This is a genomic window from Arsenicicoccus sp. UBA6765 (assembly GCF_002453335.1).
GTDB classification, from domain to species: domain Bacteria; phylum Actinomycetota; class Actinomycetes; order Actinomycetales; family Dermatophilaceae; genus Arsenicicoccus; species Arsenicicoccus bolidensis.
This window is the reverse complement of the sequence record NZ_DKGR01000022.1, coordinates 52101-66992: the sequence shown is the minus strand read 5'-3', so window position 1 is coordinate 66992 and position 14892 is coordinate 52101. Positions and strand designations below refer to the sequence as shown.

Sequence of the window (14892 nt, the reverse complement as noted above, 5' to 3'; positions counted from 1 at the left end):
GAAAACCCCTACCCCGCTTACCATCCGAGGCCGGCAGGAACGGTTGGACCAGTTCCCACTCGCCATCCGAAGGCACCCTCACCCGCGACATGCTGTCCAGAAGCGCGGTTCTCCCCACACGCTATTGGGAGACCGCCCTAGCCGCCTGACGGTCTCGGGCCGCCTATAGCCGCCACCCTGGCGTACCAACCCTCTCCCGCGCGCTCACGGACATCGCTTCGCGCACGCCGGCCGACGTCAAACCGGCGCCGAGAGGCAGCCCGTGACGGAGCTTGTACTCCCGCGCGGTCAACTGGTGCGCGACCTGCACGTGGTAGCCGAGCGCAGCGCGCCGCAGACCGCACTCGAGGCACAGGGCGGCGTCGCCATCATCGTCCAGGAGACCGTATCGGCCGTGGCCAGACGGCGACCCGGGGGCCGGTTGATCATCCGTCAGGCCGCGACCGCGGCGCTTGCGCGAGTAGTGCAGCCGGCACAGGCCCGCCAGCGGCGTGCGTTCCCTCGCACCCGGGCACCGTGCACGAGGTGGCGTGCCGCCCATCGGTGATCTGCCGGGTCTGCTCGGCCGGGAGCTCCACATAGTGCCGCAACGCGTTCCGGACGACGACGCTCCCAGAGACGCCGTCACGGGTGCCGATGGCGGCGATCGCGGCCCACAAGTCATCCGGCACCACGACCGGGCGCTGCCTGCCGATGCGTTTGGCACCTGCGTGATCACCCATCAATCCGCACGTCGCGCACGGAGCGGATCTGCACGCCCGGCACCTCGTGCACCGCCCGCGCCACCACCATCCGCCACCAGCGGGCCGGCACGGGCCGCTCGAACTGCAGCGACTCGACCAGGTCGCTCCACTCGGGGTCGGCCTCGTCGTAGATGGCCAGCCCCGGGTCACGAGCGCTGCGCAGCTCGTCGACGACCCGGCCGACGGCACGGGCGGTGTAGTCCTCCAAGGTTTCGACCTCGGCAGCAACGCTGCCGGGCACGGGTGTGTCCCCGCCAATCCATCGCCACACTGTGCGGGGGCTACGGCGCAATAGTCGATGCCATCCACCTCCGACGCGAACCGGACGCATGCCTACTTGCCTGCTCGTTGTAGCGTCCAGACCCTGCTGGTCGTAGCGCAGGAGCACCCACCGATCGGTGGGTGCCCCTGCACCACAAACGACTACCGGCCGGACCGAGAGGGCGTCACGGACGACGACAGGGTGGTCTCACCCGGGCCGTCCCAGCCCACGAGCGCGGTCGGCGTGCCGACAGCCGGGCGCGTGACCGGCACCCGCACCGCGAGCGTCCCGCGACCGGGCACCTCGACGGTCCGGCGGCCGAGCACGCCAGAGGCGTCCATCAGCGAGACGTGGGCCACGCCGGCGCGCGCCGCACGCACGGTGACCACGGCCTCGCCATACGCCGGTCGCACCGACTCGATCCAGCCACCGGTGCGCAGGGTCGCCGACGGACCACCCGCGAGGGCGACGTTGTCGACGACGGCCTGGGCCACGGACTGCGGCGAGTCGAGCGAGGACAGCGCCTCGAGCGGGATCACCGGCTCCTTGGGCGTGGTCGAGCGACCGGCCGGCGGCACGTAGCCGTCGAGCCGGACCTGGCCCCAGCGGTAGGGGTCGCCCTGCACGCCGCCCCAGACGGACCAGCCGATGCGGGTCTGACCGGTCTTGTCCTGCGTGTCCGAGTCGTAGGGAAGGACGTTGAGCCCCAGGCGCGCCGGGTCGATCGCGGACGGCAGCTCGCTCATCGGGATGGCGACCTCCGCGGTGTAGCCGGTGTAGGGCTCGTTGACCTTGACGGACCACGTCATCCCGGGAGCCGTCGAGGCAGCCGGGCCCTGGTGGTTGTCGGCGTCGCGCAGACCGCACGCCGGCCCCTCCGCGGTGAACGGCAGGATCGCCGCCTTGAAGGTCGTCGACGTGTTCTCCGAGGTGCCGCGCGGGTCGATCGCGATCTCCAGGGAGTCGGTGCGCCAGTGGCGCTTGCAGTCGTTGGTCGCGAGCGCCGTGCCCTTGGTGTCGTCCACGACCTTGGCCGCGACGTAGAGGGTGTCGGCGTCCCAGCTCACCCACGCCTGGCCGGAGCAGTCGGCGGCCGAGTCGCAGGCCGTGCCCTCCCACACGCGCGAGATGTCCAGGGCCGGTCCGCCGTACTCACCCGGCGTGACGACGCCGTCGAGGGTGGGCCTGGCCTTGGCCGCGACGGTCTGCGGGACGAGCTCGAGCGCCTGCGGGGTGCTGGCCGTGCCCGTCGAGCTGGTCGTCTCGAGGGTGTAGGCGTAGTCACCTCCGGGCGCGCCCGTCTTGAGGGTCGCGTCGGTGCTGGTCACGGTGAAGGTGACCGTGGCGCTGGCCCCCGGTGCGAGCGGCCCGTAGGCCCGGCCGGCCGGGGCGACGGAGAAGCCTGCCGGGGGCTTGAGGGTCACCCGGCCGGACTGGGTGCTGCCGGAGGAGTTGGTGACCACGACCGGTATGTCGCGCCGCCCGCCGCTGGCCACCGTGAGCATAGGGGCGACGGTGCCGCTCAGCTGGGGCACCTGGGCCTCGCGGGTCCAGGCCTCGAACTGGTCGACCTGGGGCAGCCACTGCTGGTGGGCGGTGACGGCCGGGGCGACGAGGATCGAGCGGTCGACGTAGCCGCTGCCCTGGGCCGACGTGAGGCGCACCGCGAGGCGCGAGCGCGCGCCCGTGGCCGCACCGCTCCGCGCGGTCAGGGTGAAGCGCACCTGCACCGACCTACCGGCCGCGACGCGGGTCGGCACGGTGCCGGCCTGCACCGCCCACCCGGCCGGGAGGACCGGTTGCGCCCGCAGACCCGTGAGGGCCTGCTTGGCTGGAGCGGTCACCGTCAGCGTGCCGGTGACCCGGCCGCCGGGCTGGATGTCGGCCTGGTCGGTGGTGAGGACGGCGCCGGTGCCGAGCGGCAGGGCGTCGGCGGGACGGGTGAGCGCCCCGGCGATGGCGCCGTCGGCGGCCGTCGCGGCGGCGGACCCCGGCTCGGGGATCGGCACCCGCGACTCGATCTGCGTCATGGTGTCGCAGCCGATCTTGGTCGGGTCGGTCGGCACATCGGGGAAGCCGCCCCAGCCCTGGGTGACGTACTGCCGCTGGGCCTCACGCTCCACGGCGGCCCAGGTGCGGCCGTCGGGGGCACGCTCGCCGCCCCACACGCCGTAGACGTCACGCGTCGCGTCCCGCGGCACCAGCGTCGAGCCGCAGGTCGGGCCGGTGGACGAGGTGCCGGCGAAGGACCGGGTCAGCAGCCGCGAAGGCGCCCACGGCTTGAGCCCCTCCTTGGTGATCTGCTCGGGGAAGCGGCCGGGGTCGCCCGCGGCGCGGTAGGCCTCGACGGCGAGGCGCGCGGCCTCCTGGTGGTTGCCGTGGTTGCCCGGCGACGGTGCCGGGTCCATGGTCATCAGCACCTCGGGCCGGGTCTGGCGGATCACCCGGACGGTCCGGGCCAGGGTGTCGTCGTGCCCCCACACCTTGGCGGTGAGCGGCTCGGAGACGGTGTAGTAGAAGTCGACCTTGTCCAGGTTGTAGATGTTGGTGATGCCGGCCTTGCCGACGGCCTTGCGCTCCTCGGCCTCGCGCAGCAGCCCGAGCGCCGGGCCCTCCTCGGGTCCGGCGGCGTTGCCGCCACCCTCCCCGCGCGTGACGGTGACCACGCCGCTCTTCACGCCATACCGCTGGCGCCAGAGCCCGAGCGTGGACAGGGTGCCGGCCTCGTCGTCGGGGTGGGCCCCGACGTAGAGCAGGCCGAGGTCCACCGGGGTGCCGATGGACGTGTCCCGGACCTGCTGGCCGGGGCCGCGGGCGAAGGCCTGGAGGCTGCCGTTGCGAACGTCGGAGCGAGCGTCGGAGCGAGCGTCGGCGTGGTCGTCCGAGGGGGCGGCGACCGCGCTGCCGATGGCCGTGGTGCCGGCCGTGAGGGCTGCCGTGACGGCGGCCAGGGTGGTGAGTGCGGCGCGTCCTCGTCGACGTCCCGCGGGATGTGGTGCCATGCCGTGCTCCTTCTGGGGTTGGAGCCGGACTACTCGCGGACGGCGCCCTCGAGCATCCCGGCGATGAAGTGGCGTTGCAGGAAGAGGTAGGCGATGACCACCGGCAGCGCGACGAGCACGGCACCGGCGGCGAGCAGGGTGAAGCCCTGGGTGTACTGGCCCTGGAAGAACGCGAGGCCGAGCGGCGCGGTGCGCAGCCCGTCGTCGGTGACCATGACCAGCGGGATGAGGAACTCGTTCCACGTCCACATGAAGCTGAGGACGAGCAGGGTGGTGATGGCGGGTCGGGCCAGGGGCACGAGGACCTGCCACAGGATCCGCCAGGTCGAGGCGCCGTCGAGGCGCGCGGCCTCCACGATGGAGCGGCTCGAGGAGCGGAAGTAGGTGCGCAGCCAGAAGGTCCCGAAGGCCACCGACTGCGCGATCTGCGGCAGCACGATCGCCCAGATCGTGTCGGTCAGGCCCAGGCTGCGCAGGTCGAAGTAGAGCGGGACCACGATCGCCTCGGCGGGCATCATGATGCCGAGCAGGAAGACGTAGAAGAGCACCGTCGACCCGCGGAACCGCATGGCGCCCAGGGCATAGCCGGACATGATCGACAGCAGCGTGGCCACCACCACGACGATCAGCGAGACCAGCAGCGAGGTGCGCATGTATGTCGCGAAGTGCCCCACGTCCCAGGCGGTGACGAAGTTGGCGGGCCCGCCGGGAGCGCCCTCGTCATGGCCGAACGCCGCCACGACGATGGTCAGGATGGGATAGAGGGCGAACAGCGAGAACAGCCCGAGGATGACGTAGTTGGCGATCTGCTCGCCGCGGGAGATCCTCATGCGTCACCTCGCTCGACGAGACGGGTGATCAGGAACGAGATGACGAAGATGACGATCGTCAGGCTCACCCCGATCGCGCTGGCGAGACCGACCTGCCCGAGCTCGAAGGCCTGGTGGTAGACCTCGTAGGACGGGACGCTGGTCTGGTTGCCGGGGCCGCCCTTGGTGGTGACGTAGACGAGGTCGAAGGTCTTGAGGGCCGCGATGACCGTGAGCGTCAGCGCGACCGAGATCTCGCCGCGCACGGCGGGCAGGGTGATGGAGAAGAGCTCGCGGACCGGGCCGGCGCCGTCGAGGCGGGCGGCCTCGTAGAGCTCCTTGTCGATCTGGCCCATCCCCGCGAGCATGAGCACGGTGACCAGGCCGGTCTCGAACCACGTGCCGACGAAGCCCACCGCGGGCAGCGCCAGGGCGTAGTCGCCGAGCCAGGCCCGGGTCAGGCCGTCCAGGCCGACCGCCTGCAGCAGCGAGTTGAGCGTCCCGTCGGGGGCGTAGATGCGCCGCCACGCCACGGCCACGACGACCATCGCGACGACCTGCGGCAGGAACACGACCGTGCGGAAGAACCCGAGGCCACGGACCTTGGCGCGGTTGAGGATCGCCGCGAGCAGCAGCCCGACGGCGAGCGGGACCACCGCGAAGAAGAGCATGAGCACCAGGGCGTGCGTGAACGCCGCGCGCAGCCCCTCGTCCTGGACGACCTTGACGTAGTTGTCGAGCCCGACCCACGTGCCGAGCGTCAGCCCGTCCCAGTCGTAGAAGGAGATCTGGATCGATCGCACCAACGGGTAGAGCAGGAACGCGGCGTACACCAGCAACCCGGGGGCGACATACGCCCAGGCGATCGCCCGCGGCTCTCCCGGCGGTCCACCGGACCGTCGGGAGAGCCTGCGGGACGAGGAGCTCGAGGCCATCGATCAGCCCTTGGAGGTGAAGTCCGAGTAGTCCTTCTGGAGCTTCTCGAGGGTCTGGTCGGGGGTGGCCTTCTTGGCGAGCATGTCTTGGAGCGCGGCGCCGATGGTGTCGCTCATCGTGGGCGTCGCCCAGTCGAGGTAGGGCAGCAGGCCGTCGTTCTTGGTCGTCGTGTCGAAGGCCGTGAAGACCTGCTGGCCGAGGGCGTTGGGGGCCTTCTGGGCCGCCGTGTCCACGACCGGCAGGTTCTCGGTCTCGGCGATGACCTTCATCGCCTCGGGGGTGGTGATGTGGTTGATGAACGCCGCTGCGGCGTCGGGGTTCTTGGCCTTGTTGGTGATCGCGAAGGGCTGGCCCGAGGCGCCGGTGGTGTAGGTCGTCCCGCCGGCCTGCGCGGGCGGCGGCAGCATGAACTCGACCTTGTCGCCCATGGCCTTGGAGATGTCGGCCTGCAGCCAGGTGCCGGCGATCAGGTAGGCGCCCTGCCCCTTGGTGAAGGCCTGCCAGGCCGGGTCGTAGCCCTGGCCGTTGAAGCCCTGGTTGAGGTAGCCCTTGTCGACCCAGTCGACCAGGGTCGACGCGGCCTTCTTGTTGCCGTCGGAGGTCCACGAGGCGCCGGCGTTGCCGAAGCCGAGCTTGCGGATCTCGTCGGCCTTGACGTTCTGCCCCTGCACGACGCCGAAGACGTGCACGGCCGGCCACTTGTCGAGGTTGCCCAGCATCAGCGGCACCTCGCCCTTGCCCTTGAGCGTTGCCAGCGAGGACTCGAAGCCCGCCCAGTCGGTGGGCTTCTGGACGCCGGCCTTGGCGAGCTTGTCCTTGTTGACGTAGACGCCGACGACCTCGCCGACCTGCGGCAGGCCGTAGAGGTTGCCGGAGCCGAAGGTCTTGGCGTCCGGCGAGTAGGAGACGACCGAGCGCAGCGACTGGCTGTAGCGCTTGTCCCAGCCGTAGGCCTTCATCCACGGGTCGAGCGGGATCAGCTGACCCGCCTTGACGAACTGGCCCATCTGCGAGCGCGTGTTGTTGGCCTGCACGATGTCGGGGGCGTCGTTGCCGGACAGGGCCAGGCGCAGCGTCTTGGACAGGTCGTCGAACGACCGGGAGACGCGCTTGATCTTGATGTTGGGGTACTTCGCCTGGAAGCTCGCGACGTTCTTGGTCATCTGGGCGTTGCCGCCGCCGCGGACCTCCTGGTCCCACACCGTGAGGGTGACGTCGCCGAGCTGGGCGGCGTCGGTCTTGACCGCGCGCTCGGTGCTCTGGGACGACGCCGTGCTCCCGCCGGAGCCGGACGAGCCCGGTGCGCAGGCCGCGAGGGCCGTCCCGGCGACCGCGACCACGGCCGCACATGCCTTGCGATTCATGCTGACTCCTTCGAGAGGGCCGCGGTCACACGTCGGACCGTCGGGCAATGGTGGCAGCCGCCCGACGGACCGCGCTCGGCGGGACGTCGGGGACCAAGTCATCCAGGAACGAGTATCGACGCAGCACGGCCTTGTGCAGCGCCGTGGGCGACGGGGACTGGCGCTGGGCGTGCCACCAGTCCGCGATGTCGCCCCACCCGGGGGCGGCGAGGGAGCCGCCGAACTGCTGGACCGCGAGCGCGGAGCACAGGGCGGCGAAGGCGAGGCGGTCGTCGAGACGCCAGCCGGCGAGGGTGCCGAGGGACAGGGCCGCGCAGAAGACGTCCCCGGCGCCCGTCGGGTCGATGGACTCGACCCGCAGGGCGGGGACCGTGGCCTCCTCCCCGGTGGAGCCGTCGATGGCGAGCGCGCCGTGGGCGCCGTTGGTGACGACGGCCAGCGGCACCCGGTCGGCCAGGGCGTAGAGCGCGTCGTAGGGGGTGTCCGTGCGGGTGTAGGCCATCGCCTCGACGACGTTGGGCGTGAACGCGTGGCAGCGGTCGAGGGGGTCCAGGACCCTGGGGTCCCAGGCGCCGGTGCCGTCGAAGCCGACGTCGGCGAAGAGCAGCGACCCCTGCTCGCGGGCCTTGTCGATCCACAGCAGCTCGTCCGAGTCGTCGGCCGAGGGCAGGTCGAAGAGCACGGACCGGCTGCGGGGCGGGGTGCCGATGAGGTCGTTGGCCGACATGGGGGCGTCGTGGCCGTGGGTGATCATCCGCCGGTCGCCCTCGTGCGAGACCGAGACCGTCACCGGGGTGTGCCAGTGCTCGAACCGGCGGGACCGGCTGAGGTCGACCCCCTCCTGGTCCTGCAGCGTGCTCCACAGGAAGTCGCCGTAGGCGTCGTCGCCGAAGGCCGCCGACAGGCCCGTCCGCAGGCCGAGGCGGGCGCTCGCCACCGCCAGGTTGGCCGACCCGCCGGGGCACGAGCCCATCCCGTCGGCCCAGATCTCCTCGCCCCCGGCGGGGATGCGGCTGAGCCCGCTGAAGATGATGTCGAGGAAGACCATCCCGTGCAGCATGACGTCGATCACGGGCTCGCCAGGGTGGCGGACGTCCGCGAGCGGGTCGAAGGACGTGCCGGTGGGACCGGTCTGGCCAGTCACGTGTCTGCCTCGCTGTCTGCCTCGCGTCGCTGAGAGGACCAATCGGACGATGGGTCACATGATCGTCCGGGGTGGGCAGGGAATGCAAGCAAAAACGCGCACTCGTTGCACGATCGTGCTCGCGGTTGCGTGGTTGTGAGCGCTAGTCTGGGCGGGTGAAGCAGCTGCGCCAGGCCGCCCTGATGCGCCACCTGCGCGCCCACGGCCTGACCACCGTCGACGACCTCGCGTCGCGGGCGGGCGCGAGCCACGCCACGGTCCGTCGCGACCTGGCCGAGCTCGAGCGTGCGGGGCGGCTCGTCCGCGTCCACGGCGGGGCCCAGCTGCCCCCCGACGACCTGGCTCGCGACGAGCCCGTGCCCTTCGACCGGGTGGCGACCCATGAGCTCCGGCCCAAGCACGCCATCGCCCGGCGCGCGGCGCGGCTGGTCTCCGACGGCGACGTCGTGCTCCTCGACATCGGGACGACCACGATGCTGCTGGCCCGCGAGCTGCGCGGCCGCCGCATCACCGTCATCACCAGCTCGCTCGCCGTCCTCGACGAGCTGCGGCACGACCGCACCGTCGAGCTCGTGCTCCTGGGCGGCACCGTGCGGCGGACCTATCACTCGCTGGTCGGCGTCCTGACCGAGGACGCGCTGCGCCAGGTCCGGGCCACCACGGCCTTCCTCGGCACGAGCGGCATCACGGCCGACGGCGACGTCCTCGACACCACCCTCGTCGAGGTCCCGGTCAAGCGGGCCATGATGCGCTGCGCCGACGGCGTCGTGCTGCTCGCCGACCACGGCAAGCTGCCCGGCCACGGCACCCTGCGCGTGTGCGGGGCGGACGGCATACACACCCTGGTGACGGACGACAAGGCCGACCCGCAGGTGCTCGCCACCCTCGCGGAGCTCGGCACGGAGGTGATCACGGCATGAGACTGACCATCCTGGGCGGTGGGGGATTTCGCGTCCCCCTGGTCTATGGCGCGCTGCTCGGCGACCGGCACGAGCGCCGCGTCGACGAGCTGGTGCTGCACGACGTCGACGCCGGCCGGCTCGGGGTGATCGAGCGGGTGCTGCGGCAGATGGCGGCAGGTCGTCCCGACGCGCCGACGGTCACCGCGACCACCTCGCTGGACGAGGCGCTGGAGGGCACGGACTTCGTGTTCTCCGCGATCCGCGTCGGCGGGCTCGAGGGACGCACCTGCGACGAACGGGTGGCGCTGGACCTCGGCGTGCTCGGGCAGGAGACCACCGGGCCGGGCGGGCTCGCCTACGGGTTGCGCACGCTGCCGGTGGCGCTCGACATCGCCTCCCGGGTGGCGCGGCTGGCACCGGAGGCATGGTTCATCAACTTCACCAACCCCGCCGGCATGATCACCCAGGCCATGCAGACCGTCCTCGGCGACCGGGTGATGGGCATCTGCGACTCGCCGCTCGGGCTGGGGCGACGTGCTGCCCACGCGCTCGGGCTGCCCGGCGACGCAACGCGATTCGGCTACTCCGGGCTGAATCACTGTGGCTGGCTGCAGACCCTGGTGCACGACGGGCGAGATGTGCTGCCCTCGTTGCTCGCCCAGCCCGAGCTGCTGCTGTCGACCGAGGAGGGGCGACTCTTCGGCCCCGAGTGGCTGCAGGCGATCGGCGCCATCCCCAACGAGTACCTCTACTACTACTACTTCACCCGCGAGGCGGTCGCCGGGATCCGTGGGTCGGCCGAGACGCGCGGCGAGTATCTCCTGCGCTCGCAGGCGGACTTCTATCGCGCCGTGGGGGACTCGCCGGAGCAGGCGCACGAGCTGTGGGTGCGGACGCGGCGCGAGCGGGACGAGACCTACATGGCCGAGGCGCGCGAGGAGGGCGAGGAGCGCGACGCCACCGACGTGGCGGGCGGGGGCTACGAGGGCGTGGCGCTGGCGCTGATGGCCGCGATCGCCCGCAACGAGCGCGCGTCCATGCTGCTCAACGTGCGCAACGGCACCGCCCTGCCCGGGCTGCCGGCCGACGCCGTCGTCGAGGTGCCCTGCATCGTGGACTCGTCCGGGCCGCAGCCGCTCTCGGCCGTGCCCCTCACCGGGCACCCGCTGGGGCTCGTGCAGCAGGTCAAGGCGGTGGAGTCGCTGACGATCCGGGCGGCGCAGGAGGGGTCGGAGTCGTTGGCGCTGCAGGCCTTTGCGCTGCACCCGCTGGTCGACTCGGTCGTGACGGCGCGCCTGCTGCTCACGGGCTATCGCGAGCGGATCCCGGCGCTGGACGCCGTCTTTCGCTGACCTCCCCGACAGCCCCACGATCGTGAGTGTTCGGTCCAACAATCGTGGACAAAACACTCACGTTGTCGGGGGCATTGGGGCTCTGGGCTGCAGCGGCTTTGGGGCTCTGGGGCTGATCAGGTCGTGGACCGTATGACGAGCCGCGGGGGCACGACGACCGACGCCTCACCGGCCGACCGCCCCTCGGCGCGGGACAGCGCCAGCCGCAGCGCCTCCTCGGCCAGGCGTGCCGGCTCCTGCGACACCGTCGTGACGTCGATGCTCGACAGCGCCCCCAGCCGCGTGTCGTCGTAGCCCGCCACCGCCAGCCCCTCCGGCACCGCCACCCCGGCCGACCGCAGCGTCAGCAGCAGCCCGGTCGCGATCATGTCGTTGTGGGCGAGCACCGCCGACGGGGGTGCGTGGCGTGCCAGCAGCGTGGTCGCCGCTCGCACGCCGGCGTCCTCGCTGGGATCCCCTGGCAGCACGTCGATCTCGCGCTCGAGCCCGTGCGCGCGCATCGCCCGGCAATAGCCCTCGCGCCGCGTCGCGCCCATCGCGGCATCCCCGCCGTCGACGAAGCTGATCGAGCGGTGACCCCGCTCGAGCAGGTGACCCACGAGCAGCGCCATACCGGCGTCGTCGTCCGCCCGCACCGTGTCGACCCCGGGCGCCGTGAGGTCGGAGCCGACCAGGACGGTCGGCTGCCGGGACCCGAGGTCGGCCAGGGTGGCCGCGTCGACGTCGGGGCTGACCAGGATCACCGCGTCGCACCGCTCGTGGCGTAGGCTGTCGACCGCGGCGGCGACGTCACGACCGGGCGTCGTCGCGCTGAGGACGAGGTCGAGGCCCCGGCCGGCTGCGGCGTCATACAGGCTCTCGACCAGGGCCGCGTGAAAGGTCTGGTGCAGCCCGAAGGTCACCCCGACCACCCGGCTGCGCCGCTCGCGCAGCCCACGGGCGCGCCGATCCGGCTGGTAGCCAAGGCGATCCGCCGCCGCCAGGACCAGGCTGCGGGTCGCGTCGGACACGCCCGGCTCCCCGCGCAGGGCCACGGAGACGGAGGAGACGGAGATCCCCGTCTCGCGGGCGACGTCGACGATGGTCACGCGTCCGGCTGCCACGAGCCCTCCTCATCATGTCCTGACAATCTGTTGACAGGCCTGTGGTGGGGGCCTAGCATTGACTCTACCGGAACGTTCCGGTTCGGTGAATCGACCGGCCGCAGATGCAGAGAGGCATCACCATGACCGACCGCACGAAGCCCCTGTCCGTCGCCGTCATCGGCGCAGGGATGGCCGGGCGCAGCCACGCCAACGGCTGGCGCATGGCCACCACGATGTTCGACCTCGAAGGGTTGCCGCCGGTGCGGCTCGCCGCCATCGCCGACGCCAACCTCCCGCTCGCCGAGGACTGCGCGCGGCGCTACGGCTACGACAAGGCCGTGGGCAGCTGGCAGGAGATCGTCGACGACCCCGACATCGACATCGTCTCGATCGTCGTCGGCAACGACCTGCACCGCCCGATCGCCGAGGCCCTGGTGCGCGCCGGCAAGCACGTGTTCTGCGAGAAGCCGCTGGCCGGCACGCTCGAGGACGGGCGCGCCATGGCCGAGCTCGAGCAGGGCGCCGCGCGCGAGGCGGGCGTCGTGACCGGCGTCGGCTTCACCTATCGCCGCAACCCCGCCATGGCCCGCGTCGCCCAGCACGTCGCGGACGGCGACCTGGGGCCGCTGTCGCTGGTCGAGGGTCGCTACGACTGCGACTACGCGTGCGACCCGAGCGGTCCCCTGACCTGGCGCTCCACCGGTCCGCTGGGCAGCGGGGCCCTCGCGGACGTCGGGGCCCACCTGATCGACCTGGCCGAATTCGTCTGCGGGCCCATCGAGTCCGTCGCCGGCGGCACCCTGTCGACCCTCGTCACCGAGCGCCCCAAGCCGCTCGGCTTCGTCGTCGGCCACGGCGCCGCGCCGGTCTCGGACGAGACGGGCGAGGTCACCAACGAGGACACCGCGACGTTCACGGCGCGCTTCGCGAACGGCGTGGCCGCGACGCTCGCCTGCTCGCGCACGGCGTTCGGGATGCCCAACGGCCTGCGGCTCGAGGTCTACGGCCTGCAGGGGCGCGCGGCGGTCGACTGGCACCGCCCCGCCGAGTACACCTACGACGACGAGCAGCCCGACGCCACCACCCGCGGCGAGCGCCGCATCATCGCCGGCCCCCACCTGCCCTACTTCAACGGCGGCTACCCGATGCAGGCCGCCGGCAACGGGGGCGGCAACGCCGAGATGTTCGCCTACGAGTGCCGGGCCTTCCTCGACCAGGTGGCGGGCCTGAACCACGGCACGCCGCCCAACGCGTCGTTCACCGATGCCTATCGCACGATGCTCGTCGTCGACGCCGTCCTGCGGTCCCACCAGTCCGGCGGCGCCTCCGTCGCCGTCCCCGCCCCCGGAAGCGAGCTCTGACCATGAAGTTCGGCGCCTACACCGCCTGCCTGGCCGACCAGTCCCTCCCCGAGATGCTCGACACGCTGCGCGGCCTCGGGCTGACGTCGGTCGAGGTCAACTCCGGCGGCTTCATCCCCGCCCCGCACATCCACGTCGACGGGCTGCTCGCCTCGGCCTCGGCCCGCGAGGACTACCTCGGGGTGTATGCCGACAAGGGCATGGAGCTCACCGCCCTCAACTGCAACGGGAACCCGTTGTCCCCCAACGCGTCCGACGGCCCCAAGCACGCGTCGGACGTGCGCCGGTCGATCGAGCTGGCCGCGGCGCTGGGCGTCAAGCACGTGATCACGATGTCCGGCCTGCCCGGCGCGGAGCCCGGCGCGACGCTCCCCACCTGGGTCGTCAACGCCTGGCACGGCCAGGACCAGCAGATCCTCGCCCACCAGTGGCCGATCGCCGTGGAGTTCTGGAAGGAGATCGACCAGCTCGCCCGCGACCACGACGTACGCGTCGCCCTCGAGCTGCACCCGCGCAACCTGGTCTTCAACACCACGACCTACCAGCGGCTGCTGGATGAGACCGGCGCCACGAACATCGGTGTGGAGATGGACACCTCGCACCTGATGTGGCAGCAGATGGACGTCCCCACGGTGATCCGCACGCTCGGCGACCGCATCTTCTTCGCCGCCGCCAAGGACGTCGCGCTGTTCGACGGCGTCAAGACCAAGGGCGTGCTCGACGTCGACTTCGGCGTCGTGCCGCCCGAGGCGGAGGGCAAGGTGCCCGTCGGCTACCACCACTGGTGCGCCTCCTGGCCGCAGGACCCCGCGTGGCGGTTCGTGGCGGTCGGCGTCGGTCACGACGTGGACTACTGGGTCGAGGTGCTGCGCGCGCTCAAGGAGGTGGACGAGGACATGGTGATCAACATCGAGCACGAGGACGCCGCCATGTCGACGATGGACGGCCTGCGTATGGCGGCCTCCACCCTCCTCGAGGCCGCCGCCCGCGCCTGAGCTCGCCCCACCCGTCCCACCAGGATCGTGAGTGTTTTCTCCAACATTCTTGGACCAAACCCTCACGATCTTGGGGGTGGGGTGCCCGCCGCGGCGTGCGGCGCCGGCGAGGGGACGCGTATGTCGCGCTGCACGGCGTGTCGCGTAACTTTGCGCCCCCTCGAATGCGGGCAGGGCGCGGCGACCGCCGTCAGAGCAGGGTGAGCTGCACCGCGCTGACCGCCACGAACGCGGTCACGATCCGCGCGAACCACACCTGGTCGATGCGCGCCACGACCCGGCCCCCGGCCCAGGCGCCCAGCAGCACCACGGGCGCGAGGAGCGGCAGCAGCACGAGGCCCCGCCCGGTCACCAGCCCCAGCCCCACCATGAACGGCAGCTTGACGAGATTGACCGCGAGGAAGAACCACGCGGTGGTGCCGAGGAACGTCCACTTCTCGTAGTTCTCGCGCAGGAGATAGAGATTCATGGCGGGCCCGCCGGCGTTGGCCACCATCGTCGTGAAGCCGGCGAGGGCGCCATACGCGCGACCGGCAGCACGAGAACCCTTGCCCGACACGGGTCGTCGCGTCGTCCACAGCTGAATTCCCAGCAGCACCAGCAGGATCACCCCGATCGTGCGCCGCAGGACCAGGTCGTCCACGAGCGCCAGGAAGGCGACGCCGAGCCCCACACCGAGCAGCACCGGCAGGACGAGACGCAGCAGCAGCGCCCGATCGACCGTGTGCCGGTAGGCCCGCGTGGCCACCAGGTCACCGACGAGCAGGAGCAGCAGGAGCGTCCCGGTCGACTCCTTCGCCGGCAGCGCGAGCGCGAACAGCCCGACCGCCACCATCGCGGCGCCGCCGATCGCCGTCTTGGAGAAGCCGACGACGAGGGCACCGGCCGCCAGCAGCGACCACGCGAGGAGGCTGAGCTCCGGCATACGACGTCCTGC

General features: G+C 71.8%; 13 protein-coding genes. 4 read left to right on the top strand and 9 right to left on the bottom strand.

From position 1 onward, the window contains the following. Positions 1–163: 163 nt before the first annotated feature. The 7 genes from B4K29_RS18420 to B4K29_RS06735 form a co-directional block, all read right to left on the bottom strand. Complete coding sequence (locus B4K29_RS18420) at positions 164–541, bottom strand: MucR family transcriptional regulator (protein ID WP_169516846.1); 378 nt, start codon at positions 539–541, stop codon at positions 164–166. Positions 542–714: 173 nt separating this feature from the next. Next, the gene (locus B4K29_RS06760) at positions 715–951 is read right to left on the bottom strand and encodes a hypothetical protein (protein WP_051274139.1); all 237 of its coding nucleotides are present in this window, start codon (positions 949–951) and stop codon (positions 715–717) included. Positions 952–1166: 215 nt separating this feature from the next. After that, on the bottom strand, positions 1167–4007 hold the full coding sequence (locus B4K29_RS06755) for a sugar-binding protein (protein WP_286966778.1): 2841 nt from the start codon (positions 4005–4007) through the stop codon (positions 1167–1169). A 29-nt stretch (positions 4008–4036) separates the two neighbouring features. After that, the gene (locus tag B4K29_RS06750) at positions 4037–4837 is read right to left on the bottom strand and encodes a carbohydrate ABC transporter permease (RefSeq protein ID WP_029212031.1); all 801 of its coding nucleotides are present in this window, start codon (positions 4835–4837) and stop codon (positions 4037–4039) included. Next, a complete protein-coding gene (locus B4K29_RS06745; protein ID WP_286959615.1) occupies positions 4834–5751 on the bottom strand; it encodes a carbohydrate ABC transporter permease in 918 nt (305 codons plus the stop codon). The genes B4K29_RS06750 and B4K29_RS06745 overlap by 4 nt, the downstream gene beginning before the upstream one ends. A gap of 3 nt (positions 5752–5754) precedes the next feature. Then, positions 5755–7116 (bottom strand): extracellular solute-binding protein, encoded by a 1362-nt coding sequence (locus B4K29_RS06740; RefSeq protein WP_019286869.1) that lies wholly within the window; start codon positions 7114–7116, stop codon positions 5755–5757. A gap of 25 nt (positions 7117–7141) precedes the next feature. Next, a complete protein-coding gene (locus B4K29_RS06735; RefSeq protein ID WP_376783724.1) occupies positions 7142–8260 on the bottom strand; it encodes a carbohydrate kinase family protein in 1119 nt (372 codons plus the stop codon). Between the two features lie 155 nt (positions 8261–8415). Here B4K29_RS06735 and B4K29_RS06730 point away from each other — a divergent pair, with 155 nt between their 5' ends. Together B4K29_RS06730 and B4K29_RS06725 are read left to right on the top strand one after the other, a co-directional pair. Beyond that, positions 8416–9180 carry a DeoR/GlpR family DNA-binding transcription regulator gene (locus B4K29_RS06730; protein WP_286966775.1) on the top strand — a complete coding sequence of 255 codons (765 nt, stop codon included), beginning with the start codon at positions 8416–8418 and terminating at the stop codon, positions 9178–9180. Then, positions 9177–10514 carry a 6-phospho-beta-glucosidase gene (locus B4K29_RS06725; RefSeq protein ID WP_286966774.1) on the top strand — a complete coding sequence of 446 codons (1338 nt, stop codon included), beginning with the start codon at positions 9177–9179 and terminating at the stop codon, positions 10512–10514. The genes B4K29_RS06730 and B4K29_RS06725 overlap by 4 nt, the downstream gene beginning before the upstream one ends. 116 nt (positions 10515–10630) lie before the next feature. Here the strand turns inward: B4K29_RS06725 and B4K29_RS06720 are convergent, their stop codons facing one another. Then, complete coding sequence (locus B4K29_RS06720) at positions 10631–11617, bottom strand: LacI family DNA-binding transcriptional regulator (RefSeq protein WP_286966772.1); 987 nt, start codon at positions 11615–11617, stop codon at positions 10631–10633. A 122-nt stretch (positions 11618–11739) separates the two neighbouring features. On the opposite strand from B4K29_RS06720, the gene B4K29_RS06715 reads away from it, so the two are divergent. Both B4K29_RS06715 and B4K29_RS06710 read left to right on the top strand, forming a co-directional pair. Beyond that, complete coding sequence (locus B4K29_RS06715; protein ID WP_286966770.1) at positions 11740–12960, top strand: Gfo/Idh/MocA family protein; 1221 nt, start codon at positions 11740–11742, stop codon at positions 12958–12960. 2 nt (positions 12961–12962) lie between these two features. After that, positions 12963–13955, top strand: coding sequence for a sugar phosphate isomerase/epimerase family protein (locus B4K29_RS06710; protein ID WP_286966768.1), 993 nt, complete (start codon positions 12963–12965; stop codon positions 13953–13955). 190 nt (positions 13956–14145) lie between these two features. On the opposite strand, the gene B4K29_RS06705 is transcribed toward B4K29_RS06710, so the two are convergent. Next, on the bottom strand, positions 14146–14880 hold the full coding sequence (locus tag B4K29_RS06705; protein WP_239264346.1) for a sulfite exporter TauE/SafE family protein: 735 nt from the start codon (positions 14878–14880) through the stop codon (positions 14146–14148). Positions 14881–14892: the final 12 nt, after the last annotated feature.